Origin of the sequence: Acutalibacter sp. JLR.KK004 (assembly GCF_036941085.1) — a bacterium.
Lineage (GTDB): Bacteria > Bacillota > Clostridia > Oscillospirales > Acutalibacteraceae > Acutalibacter.
Map to the genome: position 1 here is coordinate 400,064 of NZ_JAYMNQ010000002.1, position 26,499 is coordinate 426,562.

General features: G+C 56.9%; 19 protein-coding genes. 11 read left to right on the plus strand and 8 right to left on the minus strand.

What is annotated here, in order from left to right; all coding sequences use genetic code 11:
* The first annotated feature begins 892 nt into the window (after positions 1 to 892).
* Positions 893 to 2,446: a ribonuclease Y gene (rny, locus tag VSQ30_RS16425; RefSeq protein ID WP_334466075.1), complete on the plus strand. Its 1,554-nt coding sequence runs from the start codon at positions 893 to 895 to the stop codon at positions 2,444 to 2,446.
* A gap of 229 nt (positions 2,447 to 2,675) precedes the next feature.
* Complete coding sequence (locus VSQ30_RS16430; protein WP_334465553.1) at positions 2,676 to 3,449, plus strand: TIGR00282 family metallophosphoesterase; 774 nt, start codon at positions 2,676 to 2,678, stop codon at positions 3,447 to 3,449.
* A gap of 75 nt (positions 3,450 to 3,524) precedes the next feature.
* On the opposite strand, the gene VSQ30_RS16435 is transcribed toward VSQ30_RS16430, so the two are convergent.
* From VSQ30_RS16435 to VSQ30_RS16445, 3 genes are all read right to left on the minus strand, one after another.
* Positions 3,525 to 4,712: a glycine C-acetyltransferase gene (locus tag VSQ30_RS16435; protein WP_502876301.1), complete on the minus strand. Its 1,188-nt coding sequence runs from the start codon at positions 4,710 to 4,712 to the stop codon at positions 3,525 to 3,527.
* Between the two features lie 266 nt (positions 4,713 to 4,978).
* Positions 4,979 to 6,016, minus strand: a complete 1,038-nt coding sequence (tdh, locus tag VSQ30_RS16440; RefSeq protein WP_334465556.1) for an L-threonine 3-dehydrogenase — start codon at positions 6,014 to 6,016, stop codon at positions 4,979 to 4,981.
* 331 nt (positions 6,017 to 6,347) lie between these two features.
* A complete protein-coding gene (locus VSQ30_RS16445; RefSeq protein WP_334465558.1) occupies positions 6,348 to 6,920 on the minus strand; it encodes an N-acetylmuramoyl-L-alanine amidase family protein in 573 nt (190 codons plus the stop codon).
* A gap of 570 nt (positions 6,921 to 7,490) precedes the next feature.
* On the opposite strand from VSQ30_RS16445, the gene VSQ30_RS16450 reads away from it, so the two are divergent.
* The 4 genes from VSQ30_RS16450 (at position 7,491) to VSQ30_RS16465 (ending at position 13,447) form a co-directional block, all read left to right on the plus strand.
* On the plus strand, positions 7,491 to 8,024 hold the full coding sequence (locus VSQ30_RS16450) for a sigma-70 family RNA polymerase sigma factor (protein ID WP_160642846.1): 534 nt from the start codon (positions 7,491 to 7,493) through the stop codon (positions 8,022 to 8,024).
* Positions 8,014 to 10,152, plus strand: a complete 2,139-nt coding sequence (locus VSQ30_RS16455; protein WP_334465559.1) for a hypothetical protein — start codon at positions 8,014 to 8,016, stop codon at positions 10,150 to 10,152. The genes VSQ30_RS16450 and VSQ30_RS16455 overlap by 11 nt, the downstream gene beginning before the upstream one ends.
* Positions 10,153 to 10,684: 532 nt before the next feature.
* Positions 10,685 to 10,948, plus strand: coding sequence for a 30S ribosomal protein S15 (gene rpsO, locus VSQ30_RS16460; RefSeq protein ID WP_160642842.1), 264 nt, complete (start codon positions 10,685 to 10,687; stop codon positions 10,946 to 10,948).
* Positions 10,949 to 11,254: 306 nt separating this feature from the next.
* Positions 11,255 to 13,447, plus strand: coding sequence for a polyribonucleotide nucleotidyltransferase (locus VSQ30_RS16465; RefSeq protein ID WP_334465562.1), 2,193 nt, complete (start codon positions 11,255 to 11,257; stop codon positions 13,445 to 13,447).
* 139 nt (positions 13,448 to 13,586) lie between these two features.
* On the opposite strand, the gene VSQ30_RS16470 is transcribed toward VSQ30_RS16465, so the two are convergent.
* From VSQ30_RS16470 to VSQ30_RS16480, 3 genes are all read right to left on the minus strand, one after another.
* Complete coding sequence (locus VSQ30_RS16470; protein WP_334465565.1) at positions 13,587 to 14,069, minus strand: P-loop nucleotide/nucleoside kinase family protein; 483 nt, start codon at positions 14,067 to 14,069, stop codon at positions 13,587 to 13,589.
* A 4-nt stretch (positions 14,070 to 14,073) separates the two neighbouring features.
* Positions 14,074 to 15,204 carry a glycoside hydrolase family 32 protein gene (locus VSQ30_RS16475; RefSeq protein WP_334465567.1) on the minus strand — a complete coding sequence of 377 codons (1,131 nt, stop codon included), beginning with the start codon at positions 15,202 to 15,204 and terminating at the stop codon, positions 14,074 to 14,076.
* A 307-nt stretch (positions 15,205 to 15,511) separates the two neighbouring features.
* Positions 15,512 to 17,797 carry an AMP-binding protein gene (locus VSQ30_RS16480; RefSeq protein ID WP_334465569.1) on the minus strand — a complete coding sequence of 762 codons (2,286 nt, stop codon included), beginning with the start codon at positions 17,795 to 17,797 and terminating at the stop codon, positions 15,512 to 15,514.
* A 499-nt stretch (positions 17,798 to 18,296) separates the two neighbouring features.
* On the opposite strand from VSQ30_RS16480, the gene VSQ30_RS16485 reads away from it, so the two are divergent.
* The 3 genes from VSQ30_RS16485 to VSQ30_RS16495 all read left to right on the plus strand — a co-directional run bounded on the left by VSQ30_RS16485 (position 18,297) and on the right by VSQ30_RS16495 (position 22,511).
* Positions 18,297 to 18,695: a TM2 domain-containing protein gene (locus VSQ30_RS16485; protein ID WP_334465571.1), complete on the plus strand. Its 399-nt coding sequence runs from the start codon at positions 18,297 to 18,299 to the stop codon at positions 18,693 to 18,695.
* A 120-nt stretch (positions 18,696 to 18,815) separates the two neighbouring features.
* Positions 18,816 to 20,357 carry a cellulase family glycosylhydrolase gene (locus VSQ30_RS16490; protein ID WP_334465574.1) on the plus strand — a complete coding sequence of 514 codons (1,542 nt, stop codon included), beginning with the start codon at positions 18,816 to 18,818 and terminating at the stop codon, positions 20,355 to 20,357.
* 96 nt (positions 20,358 to 20,453) lie between these two features.
* Positions 20,454 to 22,511 carry an S-layer homology domain-containing protein gene (locus tag VSQ30_RS16495; protein WP_334465577.1) on the plus strand — a complete coding sequence of 686 codons (2,058 nt, stop codon included), beginning with the start codon at positions 20,454 to 20,456 and terminating at the stop codon, positions 22,509 to 22,511.
* Between the two features lie 221 nt (positions 22,512 to 22,732).
* On the opposite strand, the gene VSQ30_RS16500 is transcribed toward VSQ30_RS16495, so the two are convergent.
* Positions 22,733 to 23,752, minus strand: coding sequence for a hypothetical protein (locus tag VSQ30_RS16500; RefSeq protein WP_334465580.1), 1,020 nt, complete (start codon positions 23,750 to 23,752; stop codon positions 22,733 to 22,735).
* 198 nt (positions 23,753 to 23,950) lie between these two features.
* On the opposite strand from VSQ30_RS16500, the gene VSQ30_RS16505 reads away from it, so the two are divergent.
* Together VSQ30_RS16505 and VSQ30_RS16510 are read left to right on the plus strand one after the other, a co-directional pair.
* On the plus strand, positions 23,951 to 24,475 hold the full coding sequence (locus VSQ30_RS16505) for a hypothetical protein (protein ID WP_334465582.1): 525 nt from the start codon (positions 23,951 to 23,953) through the stop codon (positions 24,473 to 24,475).
* A 195-nt stretch (positions 24,476 to 24,670) separates the two neighbouring features.
* Entirely contained in the window at positions 24,671 to 25,492 is an 822-nt protein-coding gene (locus VSQ30_RS16510) for a TrmH family RNA methyltransferase (RefSeq protein WP_334465585.1), read from the plus strand.
* Positions 25,493 to 26,003: 511 nt separating this feature from the next.
* Here the strand turns inward: VSQ30_RS16510 and nrdG are convergent.
* A complete protein-coding gene (nrdG, locus tag VSQ30_RS16515) occupies positions 26,004 to 26,498 on the minus strand; it encodes an anaerobic ribonucleoside-triphosphate reductase activating protein (RefSeq protein WP_334465587.1) in 495 nt (164 codons plus the stop codon).
* Position 26,499 lies beyond the last annotated feature (1 nt).

A 26,499-nucleotide genomic window follows, 5' to 3' on the forward strand; every position in this document is an offset into this window, starting at 1 on the left:
GCGGCCCGCGGTTCCACCCGGATTCAAAGCGCAAAAGCCGCGCTTCCTTCATTATAGCCGTAACGGTGCCATCCGTCTGTCCTTAGCCGGCGGGAAATTCCCAGCCGGGGTCGGCAGATGCTCCAAGGCGGTACGCAAACCTCTGGCAGGGAAGCCCTGCTCCGCTGCAAGCGCTTTCAGCCCATGGCGCCCGCTCTCTTTTGGCGGCAAACTCTTTTGCAGAAGCCTGCGCGTCCTTATCAACGCATTTGTATAAAATTGCTGCCTGTATCATAGCACCCGGAAATGGGTTTGTCAAGGCAGGAAACGCGGGGAACAAAAATTTTTTCCGGATAATTTTTCCTTTTTGGAAAAGAATAGCCCCCAGCACCTTGACAAAGCCACTGTCCCCGAGATACAATATACCTTGAGATGCACTTGGTGCTTTATATATTTTTTGCTTATTTCATAGTTCAGGCAGCGTTTGCCCTGGGTTTTAGAACTTGTATTCATAATTTGGAACCGCCGGATGGGCGGGGATTTTCAGAGCCAATCAAGGCATATTTTCGCAGAAAGGCTGCGGCCTTGCAAAAAATCAACACAGGACGGCTCTTAAAAAAGCCGCGCAGGCGATGGTTGCAGGTTGTGAATGCAGGCCCTTTAATATTCCGCAGTCAAAAGGCCCTGTATGCCCTTTTGCGTTTGGCGGCGTATTTTGTATCGTTTTGCAAGGCCGGGGCGGCCTGCCATAAAAAGCTGAAATAAAACAATGATATATGATGAACGTTTTTACCGCCACCATGCATTTGCCGGGGGGCGGATTTTTTCTTCCCCGGCTGGGTTACATTTCTTTCTTTCGCAAAACTAAGGTTCCGTAAAAAAATCGTACAAAGGAGGTGCCCGGTTGAACGGGATGGCAGTATGGCTGTGTATCGTCCTCATTCTGGCGGCTGCTGCCGCGGCAGGCGGTATCGCGTTTTTCTTCGGCGTATACTACCGCAAGTCCAAGGCGGAGGCCGCGATTGGCTCCGCTGAGCAGGAGGCCAAGCGCATTGTGGGCGAGGCCGTGAAAACGGCAGAGGCCAGGAAAAAGGAGATTGTGCTGGAAGGCAAGGACGAGATACACCGGCTGAGGAACGAGTCTGAAAAAGAGCTGGCGGATCGCCGCAAGGAAATCCAGCACCAGGAACGCCGGATTCTGCAAAAAGAGGAAAGCCTGGAGCGCAAGCTGGAAAGCGTGGACAGGAAAGAGGAACAGGCTGCCGAAAAGAACAAAAAGGCAGAGGAACGCCTGCGGGAAGCGGAGAGCGTGAAGAAGAGCCAGTTTGACATGCTGGAGAAAATCTCCTCCTTCTCCCAGGAGCAGGCCAAGGAATATCTGCTGAAGAACCTGGAAAACGAGCTGGTCCACGAAAAGGCTATGAAAATCCGGGAGTATGAGCAGCAGGTGAAAGAGGACAGCGACAAGGCGGCAAGGGAGATTATTGCCCTGGCTATCCAGCGCTGCGCGGCGGATCAGGTTTCTGAAGCCGCCATCAGCGTGGTGCCCCTGCCCAACGACGAGATGAAGGGCCGCATTATCGGCCGGGAAGGCCGGAACATCCGGGCCATTGAAACCCTGACAGGGGTGGATCTCATTATCGACGACACCCCGGAGGCCATCACCCTGTCAAGCTTTGAGCCGGTGCGCCGGGAAGTGGCGCGCATTGCCCTGGAGAAGCTGATTTCCGATGGGCGCATTCATCCCACCCGCATTGAGGAGACAGTGGAAAAGGCCCGGCGGGAGGTGGAGAACACCATTAAGTCCGAGGGCGAACGGGCTGTGCTGGAGGTGGGCGTAAACGGCGTGCACCACGAGCTGGTGAAGCTTCTGGGCCGGCTGCGGTACCGCACAAGCTATGGGCAGAACGTTTTGAACCACTCCCTGGAGGTAGCCTTCCTTTCCGGCATGATAGCCTCTGAGCTGGGGCTGAACCCCACAGTGGCAAAGCGGGCGGGCCTGCTGCACGACATTGGAAAGGCCCTGGATCACGAGGTGGAGGGCAGCCACGTGCAGATTGGCGTGGACTGCGCCAGGAAATACCGGGAGAGCGAGGCGGTTGTGCATGCCATCGCCGCCCATCACGGGGATGTGGAGGCCAAGACCATTGTGGCCTGCATTGTCCAGGCGGCAGACGCTATTTCCGCCGCAAGGCCGGGCGCCCGCCGGGAGAACCTGGAAAACTACATCAAGCGCCTGGAGAAGCTGGAAGAGCTTGCTTCCTCCTTTGAAGGCGTGGAGAACTGCTATGCCATACAGGCAGGCCGGGAAGTGCGCATCATGATTAAGCCTGAGGTGGTAAGCGACGAGAAGATGACCCTTTTGGCACGGGAAATCTGCCAGAAGATAGAGGCAGAGCTGGACTATCCCGGCCAGATTAAGGTGAACATGATCCGGGAGAGCCGGGCGGTGGACTACGCCAAATAGCACGCTTCCCTGCCGCGTCCGGGCCTAAGACCTTGGGACTCTGTCCCAAACCCTGCCACCTTTGAAAAGGTGGACGAAACTTTCGTTGTGGTTCCCCGGCAGGGCTTAAAGCCCTGCCGGGGAACCACCATGAAGTTTTTGCCCGCTTTTTTCAAAAAGCGGCGGGGGTGTGGGGGCGGAACCCCCACGAACTTTATCCCCGGGCGCGGCAAGGCAGAAAGGAGCCTGTATGGTCAATATCCTGTGTATCGGAGACGTGGTGGGCACGGTGGGGTGCCAGTTTTTGCGGGAGAAGCTTCCTGGGCTGAAACGGCTGAAGGGGCTGGATCTGGTCATCTGCAACGGCGAAAACTCCGCCGACGGCAACGGCGTTACCCGCTCGTCCATCCAGCACCTGTTTGACAGCGGCGTGGATGTGATTACCACAGGGAACCACAGCTTCCGCCGCAGAGAATCCTATGACCTTTACGAGGAGGTGCCCACCCTGCTGCGCCCGGCTAACCTCCCCCCCGCCGCCCCGGGCAAGGGCATGTGCGTGGTGGACATGGGCCGCGTCCAGGTGGCAGTGATAAACCTGATTGGCACCCTGTATCTGGAAAGCCAGCGCTGCCCTTTTGAAACCCTGGAATCCCTGCTGAAAGCCCCGGATTTCCCCCGGCTGTGCGTGGTGGATTTCCACGCGGAGGCCACAGGGGAAAAGCGGGCCATGGGATTTTTCGCGGACGGCAAGGTGACGGCCCTTTTCGGCACCCACACCCATGTGCAGACTGCTGACGAATGTATCCTGCCCCACAGCACCGGCTATATTACCGACGCGGGCATGACAGGGCCTATCCATTCGGTGCTGGGGGTGAAGCCGGAAATCAGCATTCAGAAGTTTGTTACCAAAATGCCCACCCGGTTCGAGCTGGCAAAAGGCCCCTGCCGCATGGACTGCGCGCTCTTTTCCGCCGACGAAAAAACCGGGCTGTGCCTGGAGGCAGAACGGCTGTCCATTGTATAAAACCTAAAAAAAGCGCCGCCGCAGAAGTTCTGCGGCGGCGCTTTTTTTATCTAACCCCCAAAAGAGAGCGGCTTCTTACAGCCCCATTTCCTCTTTGACCTGCTTGAAGCAGGATACGGCGAAGTCTAAGTCTTCCTTGGTATGCCCGGCGGAAACCTGGGTGCGGATGCGGGCCTTGCCCTGGGGCACCACAGGATAGCTGAAGCCCACCACGTATACGCCCTTCTCCAGCATCCGGGCGGCAAACTCGGCGGCTGTTTTGGCATCGTACAGCATGACGGGCACGATGGGATGGGTGCCGGGGAGCACGTCGAAGCCCAACTTTCCAAGCTCTGCCCGGAAATAGGCGGTGTTCTCATGAACCTTGTCCCGCAGGGCTGTGGAGGCTGTGAGCAGCTCCAGGGTCTTGACGCTGGCGGCGCAGACGGCGGGAGCCAATGTGTTGGAGAACAGGTAGGGGCGGCTGCGCTGGCGGAGCAGGTCTACAATGGGCTGGCGGGCGGCGGTGAACCCGCCGGAGGCCCCGCCCAGGGCCTTGCCAAAGGTGCCGGTGATGATATCCACCCGCTCCTGCACGCCGCAGTATTCCGGGGTGCCCCGGCCCTTGTCACCCATGAACCCGGCGGCGTGGCTGTCATCCACCATCACCAGGGCGCCGAATTCCTCTGCCAGGTCGCAGATGCCCCGCAAATTGGCAATATACCCGTCCATGGAGAACACGCCGTCTGTGGCAATGAGCATTACCTTTGCCCCGGCCTCTTTGGCGGCCTCCAACTGGGCGCGCAGGTCTTCCATATTGTTGTTTTTATAGCGGTAGCGCTTGGCCTTGCACAGCCGCACGCCGTCGATGATGGAGGCGTGGTTCAGCTCGTCGGAAATGACCGCGTCCTCCGGCCCCAGCAGGGTTTCAAAAAGCCCGCCGTTGGCGTCGAAGCAGGAGGAATAGAGAATTACATCATCCATGGAGAGGAACTCTGCCAGCTTCCGCTCCAGCTCCTTGTGGACGCTCTGAGTGCCGCAGATAAACCGCACAGAGGAGAGGCCGAAGCCCCACTTGTCATAGCTTTCCTTGGCGGCGGCAATCAGATCCGGATTGTTGGAAAGGCCCAGGTAATTATTGGCGCACATGTTCACCACACCCTTTGTCTCGGTGGTGTCGATGCGGGACTTCTGGGGGGTGGTGATCACCCGCTCCCCCTTCCAGGTGCCCGCCTCTTTGATGGCTTCCAGTTCTTCTATATATTTGTTCAGTGCCTGTTTCATGCTCATACACTCCTTTTGAAGGTCATGGGGCTTTTCTCGCCTGCCGGCTCGGTCGGTTCGCGACTTGTCTGCCGCTGGCAGACGCTCACCCCACACCCCACGAACCCTTTTAAAAAAGGGTTCGATCCGAAAACTACTTACTTTCGATACTCTAAAATTATAGCCTTGCCTGATGAAGCAAAACGCAAAAGTTTTTAAAGAGTCCAGAGAAAATTTTTTCAAAAATTGTCTCGGGCAGGGGTTTGGGGATGGAATCCCCAATCAAATCAGCCGGCCCAGTCTAGAATGACCTTCCCGGACTTGCCGCTGTTCATGGCGGCAAAGCCCTCCTCAAAGTCCTTGTAATGGAAGCGGTGGGTGATGACGGGGGTCAAGTCCAGGCCGCCCTGGACCATGTAGGACATCTGGTGCCAGTTGTCCATCTTCCGTCCGTAAATGCCCTGGAGGGTGAGGCCTTTGCAGATGATACCGTTCATGTCCATGGGCACAGGCTCATTGGAAATGCCCAGAAGGCTTATTTTGCCGCCGTTGCGCATGACAGAGATCATCTGGGTTAGGGCAGCGCCGTTGCCGCTCATTTCCAGGCCAATGTCAAAGCCTTCCACCAGCCCCTGCTTGTGCATAACCCCTGCCAGATCTTCATCCTTCACGTTGACCGCCGCATCCGCGCCCATTTTCCGGGCCAAGTCCAGGCGGTAGTCGTTTACGTCGGTGATCACCACCCGGCGCGCCCCAGCGTATTTGCAGATGCCCACAGCGATAATGCCGATAGGCCCGGCCCCGGTGATGAGCACGTCCTCCCCCACCAGATCCCACATAAGGGCGGTGTGGGTGGCGTTGCCGAACGCGTCGAAGAAAGCCACCACTTCCTCGTTGAGGCTCTCGTCAATGATAATGACATTGCTCTGGGGGATGCATACATATTCGGCAAAAGCGCCGTCCCGGTCTACCCCCACGCCTTTGGTGTCCCAGCACCACTGGATGTTCCCTGTGTGGCAGTTGCGGCAGCGCCCGCAGGTGATGTGCCCTTCGCCGCTGACCCGCTGGCCTACATGCAGGCCCGAAACCCCGGCGCCCAGCTTTGCCACCTCGCCCACATACTCGTGGCCGATAACCATGGGCGGCTTGATATGCTCCCTTGCCCAGGGATCCCAGTTGTAGATATGTACGTCCGTTCCGCAGATAGCGGTTTTGTGAACCTTGATAAGCACTTCTCCCGGCCCCGGTTCAGGCACAGGCACCTGGCGAAGCTCCAGGCCCGGCCCTGCTGCGGGTTTTACCAGCGCGTCCATGAGTTGCGGCATAACTGTCCTCCTGCAAAATACATTTTTCGGTTTTTAGGCGCTTTTTGTTTGCCCATTGTAGACAGTATACAGCTTTGCAGGGGGAAAGTCAAGGGCGGGGAAAAATAAATTTATAGTTAACGCGGTTCAAAGGAGGCAGAATACCTCTTTTGAACCAGGTGGCGCAGCCACCCGGCTTGAAAAGCGTATATACCGATTCTCAAGTGCGTTTACTATAAAGCTGGCTTTATGGCGCAAACTATAAAGGGCAGGGCGCCTTCTGGCGGCGCCCTGCCCTTTGGATTGCCTCTGCGGAGCAAGGGGATGAGAATTCATTTGCCCAGGCAGGCCCTTACAGCGCGCGGAAGCCGAAATAGCTGAGCAGGCCGTAATAAATGCCCTGGGCGAACCCCCACTGGTCATTTTTCAGGCGCTGGGCATCCGCCTGGTTTGTCAGATACCCCAGCTCCACCAGCACGGCGGGCATGGTGGTTTTCCGCAGGACGTACAGGGAGGGGTTCAGGCGCACGCCGTTGTCCCGGGTGCCGGTCTGCTGGGTGATGCCGATGAGGATGTGCTGGCCCAGCCAGTAAGGCTGGGTGTTGGCCTGATAGACATAGGCCTCGCTGCCGTTGATGGCGGGGTTGGAATTTGCGTTGCAGTGGATGCTGAGGAAATAATCTGCCGGCCAGGAATTTGCCATCTGCACCCGCGCCCGCAGGCTGGTGGCGTTGCTGGTGCCCAGTATCTCATTGGGCGTGTGGCGGGAAACCCGCACCGCAAAGCGCGGATCCTCCTCCAAAAGCTCCCGCAGATACATGCCTACCTGGTAAGTAACATCCTGCTCCCGCAGGCCATTGCCCTCCGCCCCGGCGTTGATACCCTGGGGGTTGTGGCCTTGATCGATGAAAATCCGAATCGCCATGGAAAAACCTCCTTGTGATGGTTCTTCCCTATTCTATTCCCCAAACAGGCAGGCTGTGCCTAGGGCTTATTTTAAATGCCAGAGTTTTCAAGTAAATCAAAATTATTACCTCAAAAAGCCCCAGTTTACAGGCATTTCTACAAGATAGCAGCCTGAATTTACACTTATGAACTGAGCCTTGATATGCTTTGAAACTTTTGTGGATAAAGCAGACAGACAGCGCACACCAGTATTGGCCTGCCATAGATTCGCGCTTTACCTTCTGCGCTTTTTTTATGATAAGGGAGTAATTGGTCTGGTTCTTTTAAAAGGGGTTGTGGGATATGGGGCAAAGCCCCATAGGTATGCACCGTAGATATATGCTGCGTGTTCGGACACTCCCCATTATCAAGCCTTCCTTGACAAAGCCGGGAAAACATGCTTCAATGGAGGGCGGGCAAGGGAATCCTCTGCCCTACATATTGTATTTTTTTAAAAAATTTTTGAAAAGCGCCTAACCAAACAGGCCGAAGGCCCGTCTAATAGATGAAAAGAGGGCCTAAGCAGGCAATTGGAGTGGGGTGAGGAAGTATGTCAGAGCGCATGGTGAAAAAGGCACAGAACGGGGACAAGGACGCCTTTTTAACCCTGATGCGGGAAAACGAGCTGGCTATGTACCGCACAGCGAAGGCAATCCTGCACAGAGAGGACGATGTGGAGGACGCAGTGCAGGAAGCGGTGTGCAGGGCTTTTTATAAAATCGGGGATTTGCGCCAGCCCCGGTATTTTAAAACATGGATAACCCGGGTGGTTATCAACTGCTGCTATGATCTGCTGCGGGATCAGCGGGGCATTGTTTCCCTGGAGCTTTTGCCGGAAACAGGCTATGAGGAGGACAGGGACGCCGCCCTGGACGTGCGGGAAAGCCTGGCGGCCCTGGGGGAAAACGACCGGCTGATTTTGACGCTGTACTACTTAAACGACCTTTCGGTGCGGGATGTGGCCAAGCTTTTGGGCATCAGCGAGGGGGCCGTAAAGCAGCGGCTGGTACATGGGCGCAGGCGCTTCAAGGAAGCTTACGAAATGCGGGAGCAGGAAAGGAGGGCGGTCAGCTATGAAAAATAGAGGGAAGCGGTTCACCCCTCCGGCGCCCAGGCGGGAAAAAGCTGTCCGACAGGGCTATCGGCGGGATCCGGAGTTCTGCGGGTTTTTGGCAAAAGAGCTGGAGATGGAAGTCCCGCCGGAATCTTTCTCCAAGGCCATGCGCCGGGTGTATGCCGAGCTGCCCCGGGATATGCCTGTGCGGCACTACCCCTTCCGGTCTGCCATGAAAAGTCTTGCCACTGTGGCGGTGCTGCTGGTGGTTTTCGGGGTTTCCCTGCTGGGGGCCAACAGCGTGTATCCCCAGCTTACGGAAAGCTTGCCCGGGGTGGGGATGCTCTTTAAAGCTATGAACGGCGCAAAGCCGGAGGAAACCCCCGACACCCCGGAGCTGCCGGTTCCCCTAGTGGCGGAGGGAAAGCTGGCTATGCCAGAATTTGAGCCAGTGACCCTGTCCTGCCAGGGCGATATTCTAGAGGAATTGACTGTGGAAAATGCCTGGAGCGACGGGGAAAAGCTGTATCTCCACATGTCCCTGCTGGCGCTGGAGTCCCAATTGCAAACCCTGTCTCAGCCCAGCGACATGCCTTACGGCTATATCCCTCCGGTGCTGTTTTTCCTTACAGACGCTTACAGGGATGTGGCGGCTGAAATATTTCAGGAATACTATCCCGGAGAGGAGTTTGACGATAAGGCGGCAGGCTATCAGTGGAGCAGCATTTCCATCAACGGGCAGAAAGTGGAAAGCGTTATGGAAACAAGAGACCCTGCCTATCTGCAATATGCGGAAACAAACAGCGCTCTGGCCCTGCACTATGAGGAGACTGAGGACAGGGTTCTGGCAGAAGAGGGCGTCCAGGCCTTTGCCAGGTATACAGGGAACTGGGTGCTGGAAGTCCCTCAGGGGGCCAGGGACGCGGATGTTTTTTCCGTTTCCCTGAACCTCCCGCAGCTCTTCTATGCAGGCGTTATCGCGCCGGAAATGAGGGAGGGCGGCCAGTCCATGGCTATCCTGGAGGATGCCTTTCAAGGGGACTTTACAGTGGAAGCGGACAGAAGCGGGGCCTTGGAACTGGAAGCCCTGCAGGCGGACAATAAGGTGGAGATTACCCAGATGTCCTACACCCCTGCAGAGCTTACCGCCACCCTCAACGTGCCCTTCCTGGGATATTGCGGCTACAGCCTGCTGCCTCCTGCCCGGTATCACGGAGGCCCTGTCCCGCAGAAGCCTTATGGCATGTACGCGGTGGTAAGCGGGGAAGACGGCACTGTGCTTGCCAGCCAGAATATCTGGGACGATTCTGCAACGCAGCGGGCCGCCTACGAAGCGGATCGGCTTTCCGGTTACCAGAGGATGAAGCTGCGCGTGAACCTTTCGCCGGAAAAGCGGCAGAGCCTGGTGCTCACCCTGTACTATTTCGATCCGGAAGAAGTAAAGTTTGCGATGGATTCTGCTGGCATTCCAGCCGGGGATTTGGTGAACCCGGTGGCAGCGGAATTCACCCTGGATCTGGCGGAGGGCACTGCCGCCCCCAGCGTGAATTATGAGAAACAGGGGCTTGTAAAGCCGGATGCGGAGATGTCCCCTTATATCCTGCACCACCCCGAGCTGCAGGAGGGGATATATGTGCAGGGGGTGACGGAGGACATACTGTTCGCAGACCAGCGCGTGAGCTGGATAAGCCTGTGCGTCAGACCGGATCGGCTGCCATGGGTGCAGGACTGGGCCTTGCAGTGCTATATCGGCGATGAGCTGGCCCAGACTGTATACGCCTGCGACGTACAGGATGACAGCGCCTATAACGAGAGAAGCGGCGCCCTGGAGGATCTTGCCGTATATAACAGCGGCAGCGGACTTTTCTGGCGGGAAGAGAGCGGGCAGTCTAATTATGAGGACGACGACTATGCCCACCTGCACTTCATCGTAGAGTATCCGGAGTGGGATTTGGACAGCTATGGCGGGGTGCTATCCTCTTTCAGCCGGATGGATCTGGTGGACGCCGCTACAGGCGAGGTGATACTGGCGGATCTGCGCGGGATAAACCGGACGCTCCTGGAGGAAACCCTGTGCGGAAGCCTTTATAAGGAGTTAGAAGAAGGGAACCGTTCCTGGGCGGGCGAGTCGGAAGGGGCTGCATCAGACTACAATTGACAGGCTTAAAACAGCGGGCCGCTGAAGGCCCGCTGTTTTGCTTTTGCCTGGGGCGTTCAAAACAAGCATTTTAAAAAGCGGGGAACCACAAAAGTTTCATGCATTCGTGTAACGAATGCACCACCTTCTTCAAAGTCAGCTTTACGCAAAACACTGCGCGTTAGCGTTGCTATGGGGTTTTTAGGGGGCGAGGGCTGCCATATGGCGAAACGCAAACGCCATGTGCCAGCGTTTCCTCCCCGAGCCGGCGGGCGAGACGCAAAGCCACATGGGTAAGCGCCGTAGATATAAACTGCGTGTTCGGACACTCCCCCGCTGTTTTTTCCACTTTACAAACCTGCGGGGCTGTGCTAAAATATATGAGATGCCCTGCCCTCGGACACGGGAAACACCGGCCCTGCCTGTGGGCAAGCGTGATTTAGAATGCGGTCGGCATTTCTGGAAAACGCTGTGCGGCTTTGCGCCTGCGCAAAGTTCTAAACAATGGGCGAAAAAATGAGCGCGGCAAAACGCCGCAGAAAGGTGATTTTTTATGACAAAGGCAGAGAAAACCGAAATTATCCAGAAGTATGCCCGCCACGAGGGCGACACCGGCTCTCCCGAAGTGCAGGTGGCTGTGCTGACAAAGCGCATCAATGATCTCACCGAGCACCTGCGGGTGAACAAGAAGGATCATCACTCCCGCCGGGGCCTGCTGAAGATGGTTGGCCAGCGCCGCAGCCTTTTAAACTACCTGACCAAGATCGACATTGAGCGCTACCGCGCCATCATTGCCGAACTGGGCATCCGTAAGTAAAAAACCTGCCAAAACTGTACAACAGGAGCCAAAGGCTGCCGCCTGCGGGCTATAGGTAACGCACGTTAAAATCGGTACAGGCCGATTTTTAACGCTCGGCGGCTTTGCCGTCCGGTGCAAAAGAGGGAATCCACTTTTGCGCACCGCGTTAGCTATAACACAGCCTGCAAGCGCAGCCTTTTACTCTTTTTAGGCGGACATCCCCTGTTTTACAACCAAACAGGCCGGGGCTTTCGGCATGTTTGGTTATAAAACAGGGCCGCCGCGAAGAAGATCCCCAAAAACAGGGAGAAAGGAAAACTGAACATGTTTGAAAATTTCAAGGTATATGAGACGACCTTTGCGGGCCGCCCCCTGGTTGTGGAGACCGGAAAAATGGGCCAGCTTGCAAATGGCGAGTGCTTGGTGCGCTATGGCGACACAGTGGTGCATGTAGCCGCTACTGCTTCCGCAAAGCCCCGGGACGGCATCGACTTCTTCCCCCTTTCCGTAGACTTTGAGGAAAAGCTCTATTCCGTAGGCAAAATTCCCGGTTCCTTCTTAAAGCGGGAGGGCCGCCCCTCTGACAAGGCCATCCTGGTCTGCCGCATGATCGACCGCCCCATCCGCCCCCTGTTCCCCAAGGATATGCGCAATGATGTTTCCATCGTCTGCACCGTCATGTCTGTGGAGCAGGACAACTCCCCGGAGATTGCCGCTATGGTGGGCACCTCCATTGCCCTCTCTATTTCCGACATCCCCTGGAACGGCCCCATCTCCGGCGTGTCCGTAGGCCTTATTGACGGCGAGTTTATTATGAACCCCACTGCCGCCCAGCGCAAAGCAAGCCAGATGGCGGTCACTGTGGCCTCCACCAGCGAGCGCATTGCCATGATTGAGGCCGGGGCCAATGAGGTAAGCGATGAGGACATGTACAATGGCATTATGGCAGGCCATGCGGAGAACCAGAAAATCATCCAGTTTATCAACGGCATTGTGGCGGAAATCGGCAAGGAAAAGTTCTCCTATCCCAGCAACAAGCCGGAAAAGGAGATGATAGACGCCATCCTGGCCTTTGCCCAGGAGGATGTCCGCGCCGCCCTGGATACCGACGATAAAACTGTCCGGGATGCCCGCTTAAAGCCTGTATATGAAAAGGTACATGAGCGCTTTGATCCGGAGTATCCGGAACAGGAAGGGAAAATTGACGAGTGCCTGTATTTGACCCAGAAAATCGTGGTGCGCCGCTGGCTTTTGGACGAGCAGAAGCGGGTAGACGGCCGGGGCATGGATGACATGCGGCCTCTGGCTGCCGAAGTGTCCCTTTTGCCCCGCACCCATGGCTCCGGCATGTTCACCCGAGGCCAGACCCAGGTGCTGACAGTCGCCACCTTAGGCTCCATCCGGGACAACCAGCTTTTGGACGGCATTGACGAGGAAGAGTCCAAGCGGTATATCCACCACTATAATTTCCCCTCTTATTCCGTAGGCGAAACCCGGCCCAGCCGCGGCCCGGGCCGCCGGGAGGTGGGCCATGGCGCTTTGGCCGAGCGGGCCTTGGTGCCTGTCATCCCTTCCATGGAGGAGTTCCCCTATACCATCCGCCTGGTGTCTGAGGTCTTAAGCTCTAACGGCTCCACCTCTCAGGCTTCCATCTGCGGCTCCACCCTGGCCCTGATGGACGCGGGCGTGCCCATTAAAGCCCCGGTAGCAGGCATTTCCTGCGGCCTTATCACCGAAGGCGACCGCTGGATGACCATGGTGGACATCCAGGGCATTGAGGATTTCTTTGGCGACATGGACTTTAAGGTGGGCGGCACCAAGAAGGGCATCACCGCCATCCAGATGGATCTGAAGATTTCCGGCCTGACCCCGGAGATGGTGAAAGAGGCCCTGGAGAAAACCCACAAGGCCCGCAACTATATCATCGACGAAATCATGCTCAAGGCCATTCCCGAGGTGCGGCCCGAGCTTTCCAGGTACGCCCCCAAAATGCTCTCCACCCAGATTCCCGTAGACAAAATCCGGGAGGTTATCGGCACCGGCGGCAAGGTTATCCAGAAAATCTGCGCTGAGTGCGAAATCACCATGGACGTGGAAGAGGACGGCCATGTGTTCATCACCGGCATTGACATTGAAAAGTGCCGCCGCGCTTTAGACATTGTGGACACCATTGTAAACGACCCGGAGCCTGGCTCCTACTATAACGGCCGGGTCACCCGCCTGATGGACTTCGGCGCTTTCGTAGAGATTGCCCCGGGCAAGGAAGGCCTGGTACACATTTCCCGCCTGGACATCAAGCGCACAGAGAAAGTGACAGACGTGGTAAATGTAGGCGACGTGGTAAAGGTGAAGGTGCTGGAAATTGACGATAAGGGCCGGCTGAACCTTTCCCGCCGGGACGCCCTCATCGACCTGGACGGCGCTGTGCCGGAGAACGACATCTCCGAGTCCCGCCCGCCCCGCCGGGATCGCCCCGACCGTGACCGCCGCCCCCGCCGGGACTACGACCGGCATTAAGGCGCTGGGCCTCGCCTGCCGGCATGCAGTGCCCTTAAGAAGCTGCCAAAGGGTTATCACCCTTTGAAAACCCGCGTTTCGCTTCTTTAAAGACAAAAAAACCAGCCTGCCGGATTGCCGGAAGGCTGGTTTTCTGTTTTCAGGATGAGCGAATATGCCTCCAGGGGTTTACAGGCGGTTCGAACAGCCCGGCCCATGCCTGCATATCCTCCTCTGTGATGGTGGAAAACACGTCGTCCCGGTTCTGGGCGGCGCGGCGCTCCAAACGGCGCAGCAGCTCCTCTAAAGGCGTGTCCAAAAAGCACACCTTTGTTTCCGCCCCCAGGGCCGCGGCCTCCAGGCGCTTTTCCTCACGCTGTTCCTCCACCCAGAAGCCGAAATCCAGAATCACGCTTACGCCCTTTTGCAGCAGATCCTGCCCCACCTTCCACATCAAATCCTCCACCCGGTTGTGGCGGCTGTCATGGATCTCCTGCTCTACCTGGTGGAAGTCGTCCCCAAACAGGAAGAGGTGCCATTCGTCCGGAGTGAAGCGCACTGCCCCGGTTTCCTTTGCCAGCTTTTGAGCATAAGTAGTTTTGCCCGCACCTGGCAGGCCCACCATCAGGAATAAATCCGCCACAGCTTTATTCCTCCGCGTAGAACGTGCAGGAGAATTCCCCGCGGTTTATAAATACCTCCCGGGCATGGCCGTCCTGCAAAAAGACCGCCTCCCGTACCTGGGATCGGGGCAGGGACAGCATTACCTGTTCACCCTGGACAAGGGCAGCTTCCTCCCCCTCCTGACTCAGGAGGGGCGCGGCGTCCCGCAGCAGGTGCCGGGCTTCCTCCACCGGATAGGTGCACACTTTGCCCCCTGCCAGGGAAATTTCCCGCGGAATCGTGAGGGCGCCTGCCCGCACAGCGCCTGCCGGCACTTCCCGCTCCCAGCTATGCATCCAGGCGATGAGGATGCGCCTGCCCTTTTCGTCCAGGAAGGTCTGCCCGGCGTAGAAGTCCGGGCCTTTTTCCGGGATTTGGAAGCTTTCCGGGGTGAAGGTTTCCCCGTCAAAGCTGCCCACAACAAACTGGGAAGCCCGGCTCTTGTCCATGCGGGAGAACAGCAGCACCCACTTGTCCCCTAAGGGGAAAAGATCCGGGCACTCCGGCACAGGCCCATAGTCCCGGCTCTGGAAAATGGGGCCAATATACTCCCAGTGCAGCAAATCGGCCGATTTATACAGCAGCACACTACCAAGGCCGTCTGCCCCCGCGCCGCACACCATGCGGTAGCCGTCCCCATAGGGGAAGATTTTAGGATCCCGGAAGTCCCGGCTTGCGGGATCAACCGGGCTTTGGGCAATCACCGGGTTCCCCGCATATTTCTCAAAGTGCCTGCCGTCATGGCTTATGGCAATGCACTGGGTCTGGCCCAGATCCTTGGAAACAGCGGTATACATCAGGTACAAGTCCCCGTCCTTTTCCAGGGCAGAGCCGGAAAAGCAGCCGTCCCCGTTTTCATAAGGCATGTCCGGGTACAGGGCAATGGGCAGTTCCTGCCAGTGCAGCAAGTCCTTGCTGACAGCATGGCCCCAGTGCATGGTGTCCCACTTGGGGGCATGGGGGTTGTGCTGGAAAAAAGCGTGATACTCCCCCTTAAACCAGCAAAGCCCGTTGGGATCGTTTATCCAGCCCTTTTCCGGCTCGAAATGGTAAGAAAGTCTTTCAATGCCCATCATAAAAATCGCCGTGCGATACAGAAGCCGCACAAAAGCCATGGAAAAACAGACTTCTGTGCCCTGTACCGCTCCTTTCTTTTGTATTTTTCGTACTGCCTGCATCTTGCTTCCCGCATAGATGCGTATAGCTATATTCTAGCACACCGCCGCCCTCTGGTCAATCCTCTTTGGCTTGGGGCAAGGCCCGCTGCAAGGCCGTGGGGCTTCTTCTCGCCTGCCGAGATGCGCCTGTCAAAGCTTTCCCTTTCATAAGAAATTGGTTTTTAGATCAAACCTTTTTTCTAAAAAGGTTTGCGGGGGCGCGGGGGCGGCGCCCCCGTAGCCATGGGTACAGCGCCGCGCTGCCTTAGCCTTTCAGCTCCACCCGCCGGATTTTGCCGCTGATGGTCTTAGGCAAATCCTCCCTAAACTCTACAATGCGGGGATACTTATAAGGCGCGGTGTGCTTTTTCACATATCCCTGTATTTCCTTCTTCAGTTCTTCCGTCCCCTCAGTGCCCTTTGTCAGCACCACAAAGGCTTTTACCACCTGGCCCCGGACAGGATCCGGCGCGCTGGTAACAGCGCACTCCAGCACATAGGGCAGCTCCATAATCACGCTCTCAATCTCAAAAGGCCCGATGCGGTAGCCGCTGGACTTTATCACGTCGTCTGTGCGCCCCACATACCAGTAAAAGCCGTCCTCGTCCCGCCAGGCTGTGTCCCCGGTGTGGTACATATTGTCGTGCCAGGCTTCCTTTGTGTTTTCCTCGTCGCCGTAATACCCCATGAACAGGCCGCAGGGCACAGCCTTGTCTGTACGGATAACGATTTCCCCTGTCTCGCCCACAGGGGCCGGGGTGCCGTCGGGCAGGACGATGTCCACGTCATATAAGGGGCTGGGCACGCCCATAGAGCCGGTTTTCGGCACAGTGCCCACAGGGTTGTAGATAGACAGGGTGGTTTCCGTCTGGCCAAAGCCCTCCATCAGGGAAAGCCCGGTGGCCCGCTTCCACTGCTCGTATACCTCCGGGTTCAGGGCCTCCCCGGCGGTGGTGGAATACTCGATGGAGGACAGGTCGTATTGGGACAAATCCTCCTTGATAAAGAAGCGGTACATGGTGGGAGGCGCGCAGAAGGTGGTGATGTGGTATTTTGCGAACATGGGCAGGATATCGTGGGCGTCAAACTTGTCAAAATCATAGGTGAAAATGGCGGCCTCATTCATCCACTGCCCGTAGTATTTCCCCCACAAAGCCTTGCCCCAGCCTGTGTCGGAGATGGTGAAGTGCAGGCCGTCGGGATTCACGTTGTGCCAGTATTTGGCGGTGATGAAGTGCCCCAGGGCATATTTATAGCTGTGCTCCGCAATTTTGGGATACCCTGTGGTGCCGGAGGTGAAGAACATCAGCATGGGGTCGCTGCCGGCAGGCGCCTGTGGCCTCCTCTCGTAGGTGTCGGGGAAAGCTTCTGCCTCTTTGTCGAAATCATGCCAGCCCAGGCGGTTCTCCCCCACCATAATCCTGATATCCACTCCGCAGCTTTGGGCGGCGCGGTCCGCCTCCTCGGCCACCTGCCCGTCGGCTGTGCAGAGGATGGCCTTCACCCCCGCGGCCTTAAAGCGGTAATCAAAGTCGTGCTCCATCAAAAGGTTGGTGGCGGGTATCACCACAGCCCCCATCTTGTGCAGGGCGGTGATGACGAACCAGAACTGGTAATGCCGCTTTAACACCACCAGCACCCTGTCCCCCCGCTTGATGCCCAGGGATTCCAGATAGTTGGCTGTTTTGTTTGACCACCGGCTGATGTCCCCAAAGGTAAAGCGCCTTTCTGTCTTGTCCCTGGACAGGTGGAGCATGGCGAGCTTGTCCGGGCTTTTTTGGGCAATGGCGTCCACCACGTCAAAGGCAAAGTTAAACTTCTCCTCATCCGTAAAGTGGATGCCCTTGAGGATGCCGTTTTCGTCCAGCTCTGTGTGAACAAAGGCGTCGGACACGGTCTCCCGGTTCTGCCGGGCGATTTTCGCGTCAATCAGCCGCTGGAAGCGATCCTGCTCCGGGGCAAACCCCTCCGGGCCTTTCAGCACCAGGGCATAAATCTGGCACTCTGCCCCGCCAGTGGCTATCATGCCATGGGGGGTGGCGGAGTTGTAATAGATGGTGTCCCCCTCGTGGAGGATTTCAATGTGGCTGCCCACCTGCATTTTCATGGAGCCTTTTACCACAATGTCGAATTCCTGTCCCACATGGGTGGAAAGCTTGATGGCAACCTTCTGCTCCGCCTCAGAGTAAGGCATGGTGACAAAGAACGGCTCGGCGGTCTTGTTTTTAAACAAGGGCGCTTTGTTCAGATACTTGAATCCCTGCCGCCGGGCGATGGGAAGGCCGTCCCCTTTGCGGGAAACGGTATAGGAGGATAGGGTGGGGCTTGCGCCTTTAATCAGATCTGTGGGATCCACCGCAAAGCGCTGGGCGCATTTGTAAATAAAGGTAAAGCTGAAGTCCCGCTCCCCCTGCTCGCACTGCTGGTATTCCTCCTTGGAGGTGCCTGTGCATTTTGCCATTTCCTCCTCGGAAAGGCCGGTAATTTCCCGCATGGTGCGGATGCGCTGGGCCACCTCCGCAAGCTGTGCTTTCAAATCTGTTTTCTCCATGTTTTCTGCCCCTTTCAATATTCCTGTAGATACAATAAAAAAGCCCGCCTCACAGAAGAAGTATGTCCTTCTATGAGACGGACTCAAAGTCAAAGTCCGCGGTACCACTCATATTGCGCTTTCGCGCCGCCTCGTCAGGCTCCAGCAAGCCCTATGCACTAACGCAGCACACGCGGGAAACGCCTACCACCTCTGAGGGCTTCGGATTTCCGGCTCGGAAGGGATTGGCGCATGGTTGCCCCCGCTGGCTCGCACCTGCCGCCAGCTCTCTGAAGGGAAAGCGCCCCCGCCGTCTTCGTCACAGCCTTTATGCCTATGCAATTATAAACTGTCTGCTTTTAATGATACACAGCGCCAAAGGAAATGTCAAGGTTTTTTTCCAGGATTTTTGTCCGGTTCTGTTTTGGATATTTAATTATTATTACTACTTATTTTAATTTGACGAAACTGTGCCCCCTATGATATACTTACAAATAAGAAACATGAAGGAGGGAACAATATGGATATGGAACAGAACATGCAGCCCTGGCCTCCGGAGCCCCCGGCGCAGAAATTCTGCAAACACTGCGGCGGCCGCATTCCGGCAGACGCGGTGATCTGCACCCTGTGCGGCAGGCAGGTGGAGGAAATGGCCCAGGCCCAGGCCATGCCCAATATCGTCATCAACAATACCAACGAAAACATAAACACCATGAACGCCTACATGCAGACCAGGGCCCGGAACAAGTGGGTGGCTTTGTTGCTGTGCTTTTTCTTGGGAGGCATTGGCGCCCACAAGTTTTATGAGGGGAAAACCGGCATGGGCGTGCTGTATTTATTCACCTTCGGTTTGGCTGTAGTCGGAATCCTGATAGATTTTATCGCCCTGCTCTTCAAGCCTAATCCCTACTATGTATAAAAAACCGCCGCATGGCCCTGTGCCCTGCGGCTTCTTTTTTAGACGGCAAAACCATTTACAAACCCCTCAGCCCTGTGCTATTATGAATATAAATTCTTATGCAGGAAAGGCGGGGCTGTGATGAAACGGATTTCACGAAAGCTTTGGGGGCTTTTGGCGGCAATACTGCTGCTGGGGGTGCCATTGCCTGCCGGGGCTTTTTCCGACGTAAAGCCAGGGGACTGGTACGAAAACGCTGTTACGGAGATGACTGCCCAGGGATATCTGTTGGGATATCCCGACGGCCGGTTCCGCCCGGAAAACACTGTTTCCGCCGGGGAATTCCTTGCCATTGTAGGACGGTGCGCAGGGGCACAGGAGGGTGCCGGCCAAACAGGCCACTGGGCCGCAGGCTGGGTGCAGGCGGCTCTGGACAGAAGCTGGATAGACTGGGACGAGTGCCCGCCCACCGGGGCGCTTTTTGACAAGCCCATCTCCCGGCAGTTGGCGGTAAAGGCCCTTATGCGGGCGCTGCTGCCTGACGCGCGGGGGGATTACAACACAGAGTCCCAGAAAATAGCGGACTTTTCCGAGCTAAACGGCAGGTATTATGAAACCACCCTGGGGGCCTATGCCGCAGGCGTTATCATTGGCGATCCTTCCGGCACCTTCCGCCCCTTAGGCTCCTTAACCCGGGCGGAGGCATGCATTATCATCCAGCGGGCGCTGAAAAAGACAGATGGCGTCCTGCCTCCGGCCCCGGATATCCCTAGCGGCCCTGTGGAAACCATCCAGGGCGGGGCTTCGGAAAACGGCTGGCTTCAGGTGAAAGGCGCCCAGCTTTGCAATGAACAGGGCAAGCCAGTGGCCCTCCATGGCATGAGCACCCATGGCCTCCAGTGGTATGGGCAGTTTGCCGGAAAGCAGGCTGTGAAAAACACGACCGCCTTTGGGGCAAACCTGTTCCGGGTTGCCATGTATACCGGGGAAAACGGGTATCTCAGCCAGCCGGAAGCCATGAAAAAGAAGGCCATAGAGTCCATAGACGCGGCTATCGCTCAGGACATGTATGTGATAATCGACTGGCACATCCTCTCCGACGGCAACCCCATGTCCCACGTAAAGGAAGCCGAGGCCTTCTTCTCGGAAATGGCCCGGCGCTACCAGGACAGGCCGGAGGTGATCTATGAGATCTGCAACGAACCAAACGGCGGCGCCGCCTGGGGCAAGGACATCAAGCCCTATGCCCAGCGGGTGGTAAAGGCCATCCGCCAGCACAGCAAAGGCATTATCCTTATCGGCAGCAGCACCTGGAGCCAGGACATCCACCTGGCGGTCCAGGATCCCCTGGAAGGGGAAAACCTCATGTACACCCTGCATTTTTATGCGGGCACCCATGGCAAGGAGCTGCGGGACCGCATCGATCAGGTGTTGGCAAAAGGCCTGCCCGTTTTCATCAGCGAGTGGGGCGTAAGCCGGGCAGACGGCAGCGGCGGGGTGTTCCTGAAGGAGGCCGGGGAGTGGCTGGACTTCCTCCAGAAGCGGGGCATAAGCTGGGCAAACTGGTCTTTATGCGATAAAGATGAAACCTCCGCCGCCTTAAAGCCCGGCACCCCCGCCACCCGGGCCTGGACAGCGTCTGATTTAAGCGAATCAGGGAAATTCGTGTTCGGGAGGTTTTGAGGGTTCCCCCCGAATAGAAAAAGCCCTTGCATTTTAAAAAGGATACTGATAAAATGTATATAAATGAATTTTTTGTGAAGGGGTTTGAGGAATATTATGAAAAAGAGGCTGTTATCAGGGCTTTTGGCCCTGTGCCTGCTGGCTTTCAGCCTGCCGGTTACAGGGCAGGGGGCGGAGGCTTCCCTGGAGGAAGGGGTGGAAAAGCCCGGCGTGGATGTGAAAATCCCCATTGAAACCGTGCGCGCCCGGTGCGCCGGAGGCACCGATTACCTGGATAAATACGGCGTCACCCGGGAAATGCTGCTGGCAGAGCTTTCCGCCCACGAGAAGGACAATTATTACCTGGGCACGCCCCAAAAGAGCGGGGACTGGCAGTCCCCCAAGGGCGACCCCTCTTATAATGGATCCATTGGCATGAACTGCGCCGGGTTTGTCTCCTATGTGCTGCGAAAGTGTGGGCTGGACGCAGCCGCCGCCATCCGGGATATCCGCAAAAGCCCCTCTGCCGGCCGCTGGAACAGCAGCCGCCCCTATAACGAGCTTGCCAAGGCCAGCAATTACCTAAGCTGGATACAGTATGGCAAGCTGGTGGCCCATGTTTACGAAAGCCAGTCTGCCATGCTGAAAGATGGCAAGTGCGAAAAAGGGGACTTGGTGCTGCGGTTCTGGACAGACAAATTCACTGGGAACGACTATGACAACCACATGATGATTTTCTGGGGGGACTCCCCTGGGGAAAACAAGGTGTGGCAGAATGCGGAGGGCAGGAACCATATTGGCCCTATGGTAAACACCCCGGCTTCCGCCTATATCTTGATTAAATTCGCCCCCAAGGTTCCTGAACCGGAGCCTTTCGCCGGGTTTACAGACGTGCGGGAAGAGGACTGGTTTGCCCAGCCGGTGCTGTTTGTAAAAGAAAACGGCTATATGCGGGGGGAGACGGAAACAGCCTTCCGCCCCCAAAACACAGTTACCCGGGCGCAGCTTGTGCAGGTGCTGTACAATATGGAGGGAAAGCCAGCCCTGCCGGAGGGGGCAGAACCGCTGCCTTTCACAGATATGGAGGGGCACTGGGCTTTAGAGGCCGTATCCTGGGCATATGCCGAAGGGGTGTCTGAAGGCATAGGGGATGATGCCTTCGACCCGGAGGGGACGCTTACCAGGGAGCAGGCCGCGGTGCTTTTCAGCCGCTTCAAAGCATACAAGGGGGAAATCCCCTCTTTGAACCTCAATTGTTTAAACAGCTTCATAGACAGGGCCTCCATCAGCTCCTGGGCAGAGGAAGGCATTGCCTGGGCGGTGCAGGAGGGGGTGCTTTCCGGACGGGGCGGGGCCGTGCTGGATCCCCAGGGCCGCTGCATCCGGGCGGAGCTTGCCCAGCTTATCCAAAACTATTACGAACCCAGAGAGACAGAACTGCCTGTCCGGGGCGGCGTGTACGGCACAGTCCAGGAGGATTCTGGCAAAGTGCTGTCAGGGGCTGTTGTCACCCTTACCGGGGAAAGCGGCGCCCGGCGCACAGCCCGTACAGACAGCCGGGGGGAATATGGGATTTATGGCCTTGACCCCGGGGTTTATCAGGCTTCTGCCGCCAAGGACGGGTATGTGGAGGCAGGGCCTGTAGAAATCTACATCGGCCAGGACGGCGCCGCCCTCCAGCAGGATTTCACCCTGGAGGACGCCCTGCTGGCCAAGCTTGCGGCCCTGCGGCAGAAATTCCCCCATGGAAAATATTGGAACCACAAGGGCGTCCCGGCTTCCTGGGAGGCCGTCACCTCCACGCCCTGCAGCCACTGGACAGGGGCAAGCTGGTGCAACTCCTATACAGGGAAGTCTGGCCAGGTTTTTGTTTCCAATCAGCCTGCCATCCAATGCCTGGGCTTTGCCAGCATGATAAGCGACCAGCTTTTCGGCAAAGACGCGCCTGTGCGCACCTTCCAGGATTTTGACAAGCTGCGGGTGGGAGATCACATCCGCCTGACATACGCGGTGCACTCCATGATTGTGATAGAAAAAGGCCCGGATTATGTGAAGGTAGTGGAAGTGAACCGGGACTTCAGCTCCTGCAAAATCGAGTGGGATCGCAGGATTGAAAAGAAAGATTTGGAAAAATTCGGCAGCACTGTGCGCTATGTAACCCGGTATCCAGACTGACAGAAAGCGAAAGCCCCTTGGCCTAAGCAGCCAAGGGGCTTTTTGCGCCTTAGAACCTGTATTCATAATCGAAATTGCCGGATGAGCGAGAATTTTGGGGATCAATCAAGGCTACCGTTTGCGCCTCCGCAAGAAATTTTCCATAGAGCGGCTCCCAAAAGACCGCTTAAACAGCGGTTACAGGTTGTGAATACAGGTTCTTAGATGCAGCGTTGCGTTGCCTATGCAAAAAGCTCGGCGGAAAGGCGGGCCTGTTCTGCTTCCACCGCTTCCGGATCAGGCTTGGGCGCGCTTTCATACAGGCGGTTCAGGGCCTCCAGGGCTTCTTTCAGGTGCCCGGTGGCTGTCTGCACCAGCGCTTTATATTCCCCCTCCAGCTTGTTCAGTTCCCCGGCATGGGCTTCGTCTGTGCCAGGCACCACGCAGCGGGCATACATATCCAGAATCTCATCCCCCTCCCGGGCGGGGAAATACTCGTGGGGCGGGGTGCTGTCCAGCAGGCAGAAACCCAGCTCCCGCACGGCGATTAAGTCCAGGCTGTCTGCGTCCAGGGCGCAGTGATAGATTTCCACATCGCAGCCCCGGCGCAGGGCTGCGGCGCACACCTTTTTCAGCAGGGTAGACTTCCCGGTGCCCGGACGGCCCTTGACAAAGATGCGGCAGTCAAGGCCCGCTGTCACCTGGGGGATATGATCCAGATTCCCCTCCGCTGTGGCCGCCCCGAAAAAGCGGTGGAATTCCCTGCCAGGGCGGGTGCCGCTTTTGTGGCCCAGCAGCCGCCGCACCAAAGCGTCTCCCAGGCTGTCGGCGGCGGAAAAATCCATGTGTTCCAGATAAATGCGCTCCTGGCTGTTATGTACGGCCCGGGCTTCCTGGAAAGCGGCCCGGGCCTCCTTCATGGCCTCCCGGTAGGCGGCAAGATCCCCCTGGGGCCGCAGGGCCTCCGCCCCCCGCACAAAGGGGGAGTCTGGGTCAAATCCAAAGGCCCCGGTGGAAAGCTGGGGCAGCAGGATTCCCTGGATAGTGTTGTCCAGCGGGTGGAACACCAATTCACAGGGAGTGCCCTGCTGTCGGGCCTGCCTGCGCAGGTTTTCAAAAATCTCCTGCTGTACGCTGTGGGGCCAGCCGCTGAGGACTGCCCGGTGCTTCAGGTGCCCGAAGTTGGACAGGTAAAAGCCGCCGGCCTTGGGGCCTGTGGAATCGACGAAAAAATGGATGGCTTCCTGGTTTGTCTGCAGCATAAATGTGATTCCTCTCTTCCCGGTTAATCTGGGCATTCCCTACAGTGTATGCGCTTAAAGAGGCAGCCATGACAGCCGGCTTGCCTTTATTGCCGGCAGAAAAACCCATATTTTTCCAAAAATGTAGGTGTACCTCCTAGCGGTAAACATCCTTTAATGGTAATATTTTATTACTATATATCCTAGGAGGTAACTCAAATGCATATGGATACTATTTTTGCCAGAGAGTTTATAAGTTCCCGTATGCGCAGCACGCGGCTTGCCCGCCATGCTACCAAGCAGGCCATGTCCCAGATCCTCCATATAGATCCCCATTCCTATGCGGATTTGGAAAACGGGGTATACTGTCCCTCCGGCCCGCCGCTGCTTCTGCTGCTGGACTATATGGGCGGCTCTGCCGCGCTGGAATTGATCCATGCCTTCCACACGGCCCTGCACCCCGGAGAGCCGCCTGCGGCCAGGGAGGTTACACAGGAGCAGCTCAGGGAGCAGATAGCCGTCTGGCTGGAGGACGAGTCTGCCCAGGAGGACTGGAGCATGTATCCTGCCGTCCAATATGATGTTTTTGAGGATGACAGCAAGATTGTAAGCCGCCTGTACTATATCGTCCCAAAGCTTACCCCGCTCCGGCTGGAGTGCTTTGTGTTCTTTGAGGAGGAAACCCTCCGAAAAGAGCCTTCCGGAAACTTAACCCCTACAGGATCCCGGCTGTATATCCAATAGGGCGCGGCCAGGATGGTTTCTCAAAGGGCCGCTTAAAGGCCGCTGTAATATAGATACTGCCCCGCCTCTTAGGCGGGGCAGTATCTATATTCTTTTCCCCAAGGAAGAATTGCCTTGCCGCCAGTAACATGCTATACTTAAAGCAATACGGGAAAGCGCCGGGACGAGGGCGCAGGGATTCAAGGAGGAAAGGCTATGGGAGAACCCAGGATTGTGGAAATTTCAGACTTTAATGCGCCGGAGCTGGACATATATGCCCGCTTAACGGAAAACCAACTGGTAAACCGGGCGTCTCCCAGCGACGGCCTGTTTATCGCGGAAAGCCCCCTGGTTATCGGCAGGGCCTTAGACGCAGGGTGCCAGCCCGTCTCCTTTTTGATGGAGGCAAAGCATGTTGCAGGCAAGGGCAGGGCGCTTTTAGACCGCTGCGGGGATGTGCCTGTGTTCGCGGCGGAGGAAGAGGTGCTGTGCGCCCTTACAGGCTTCCACCTGACCCGGGGCATGCTCTGCGCCATGAAAAGGCCCCCGGCCCTTGCTCCAGAGGAGGCCTGCCGGAATGCCCGGCGGGTGGCAGTGTTGGAAAACGTGATGAACCCCACAAACCTGGGGGCTATCTTCCGCAGTGCCGCCGCCCTGGGCATAGAGGCAGTGCTGCTTACAGAAGCTGGCAGCGATCCCCTGTACCGCCGGGCCTTGCGGGTGAGCATGGGAAACGTCTTTCTGGTGCCGTGGGCGTATCTCCCCCAAGACAGGCCCTGGACGGAATTCCTGGGGGAGAGGGGCTTTAAAACCGCAGCCATGGCCCTGCGGGAGGATTCCCTGGACGTGGCGGATCCCCGCCTGAAAAAGGAAAAGAGGCTGGCAGTGGTGCTGGGTACGGAAGGGGACGGGCTGGCGCCTGCCACCATTGCCGCCTGCGACTACACAGTGCGTATCCCCATGTACCACGGGGTAGACTCTCTCAACGTGGCTGCCGCCAGTGCTGTGGCCTTTTATGCCCTGGTTCAGCGGGAATGAAGGCCATGTCCATCCATAAAAATTCCGGGAGGAAGCATGTATGAAGTACGCAAGGCTGGGCAATTCGGAACTTAGAACCTGTATTCATAATTGAAAGCCGGATGAGCGAGAATTTTGGGGGCCAATCAAGGCAAATTCCCGCCCCAAAGCCAGACAGAAATAGATGCGGGGGTTACCGGGCAGCAGGATGGGCAGGTTATTACCCGTGTGGCAGAGCTTGCAGACAAACAGGGCGTGGCCATGACAGAGGGTTCCCTTTCCTGGCCGCTAACAAAAGCGGCCTCCCCTGTAGGGCTTGTTTTAAAACCAGAGAAATGCCAGTATTTTTATTCAGGGCGGGCGGTTTCAAGACGAAGAACCACAACGTTTAAAAAGGCTAAACATTCCGTTTACGAAATGTTTAGCCTCGTCGGGAATTTTTAACGCAGAAACCGTTTGCCACTGGACAAAAAGACGGTTTTTCGGAGTTTTAAGACAGACTCTAACAAATATATCTGACCAGGAATCACCATCAAGCCCGCAGCACAAGCCTGCCAGATTCCCTGGTTTTGCACATATCTATCACCCGCTGGTTCTCGCTGCCCCGGAAAGCCAGTTCCAGGTTTTTCTGCTCCTCCATAAAAGGTCCGTCTATCAGCAGATCCGTTTCCGCAAGCAAAGCCTGCACGGACGGGCTGTCCATGGCAGCGAGCTGCTCATAAGTATAGCCGGTGAAAACTACCACGTCTTTGCCCCTGGCGTGTACCTGCCCCGCAAGCTCTGCCAGAGGGGCAGGCTGGCAGAAAGGCTCCCCGCCGCTGAAAGTAATGCCCTTTAAAATGGGATCCCCGCAGAATTCCGCAAAAATCTCCGCTGTATCCACTGTCCTTCCGCCCTCAAAGGGATGTGTCTGCGGATTGTGGCACCCAGGGCAGTGATGGGGGCAGCCCTGGACAAACAGGGCATACCGTATCCCAGGGCCGTCCACAATGGATTCCGCCACAATTCCCGCTATCTGAAGCTCCATA

Bases quoted from the DNA above. Each gene is read 5' to 3' on its own strand.
- rny (WP_334466075.1), top strand. From the start codon at position 893: ATGGCAGTATGGCTGTGTATCGTCCTCATTCTGGCGGCTGCTGCCGCG.
- VSQ30_RS16430 (WP_334465553.1), top strand. From the start codon at position 2,676: ATGGTCAATATCCTGTGTATCGGAGACGTGGTGGGCACGGTGGGGTGC.
- VSQ30_RS16435 (WP_502876301.1), bottom strand. From the start codon at position 4,712: ATGAAACAGGCACTGAACAAATATATAGAAGAACTGGAAGCCATCAAA.
- tdh (WP_334465556.1), bottom strand. From the start codon at position 6,016: ATGCCGCAACTCATGGACGCGCTGGTAAAACCCGCAGCAGGGCCGGGC.
- VSQ30_RS16445 (WP_334465558.1), bottom strand. From the start codon at position 6,920: ATGGCGATTCGGATTTTCATCGATCAAGGCCACAACCCCCAGGGTATC.
- VSQ30_RS16450 (WP_160642846.1), top strand. From the start codon at position 7,491: ATGTCAGAGCGCATGGTGAAAAAGGCACAGAACGGGGACAAGGACGCC.
- VSQ30_RS16455 (WP_334465559.1), top strand. From the start codon at position 8,014: ATGAAAAATAGAGGGAAGCGGTTCACCCCTCCGGCGCCCAGGCGGGAA.
- rpsO (WP_160642842.1), top strand. From the start codon at position 10,685: ATGACAAAGGCAGAGAAAACCGAAATTATCCAGAAGTATGCCCGCCAC.
- VSQ30_RS16465 (WP_334465562.1), top strand. From the start codon at position 11,255: ATGTTTGAAAATTTCAAGGTATATGAGACGACCTTTGCGGGCCGCCCC.
- VSQ30_RS16475 (WP_334465567.1), bottom strand. From the start codon at position 15,204: ATGGCTTTTGTGCGGCTTCTGTATCGCACGGCGATTTTTATGATGGGC.
- VSQ30_RS16480 (WP_334465569.1), bottom strand. From the start codon at position 17,797: ATGGAGAAAACAGATTTGAAAGCACAGCTTGCGGAGGTGGCCCAGCGC.
- VSQ30_RS16485 (WP_334465571.1), top strand. From the start codon at position 18,297: ATGGATATGGAACAGAACATGCAGCCCTGGCCTCCGGAGCCCCCGGCG.
- VSQ30_RS16490 (WP_334465574.1), top strand. From the start codon at position 18,816: ATGAAACGGATTTCACGAAAGCTTTGGGGGCTTTTGGCGGCAATACTG.
- VSQ30_RS16495 (WP_334465577.1), top strand. From the start codon at position 20,454: ATGAAAAAGAGGCTGTTATCAGGGCTTTTGGCCCTGTGCCTGCTGGCT.
- VSQ30_RS16500 (WP_334465580.1), bottom strand. From the start codon at position 23,752: ATGCTGCAGACAAACCAGGAAGCCATCCATTTTTTCGTCGATTCCACA.
- VSQ30_RS16505 (WP_334465582.1), top strand. From the start codon at position 23,951: ATGCATATGGATACTATTTTTGCCAGAGAGTTTATAAGTTCCCGTATG.
- VSQ30_RS16510 (WP_334465585.1), top strand. From the start codon at position 24,671: ATGGGAGAACCCAGGATTGTGGAAATTTCAGACTTTAATGCGCCGGAG.
- nrdG (WP_334465587.1), bottom strand. From the start codon at position 26,498: ATGGAGCTTCAGATAGCGGGAATTGTGGCGGAATCCATTGTGGACGGC.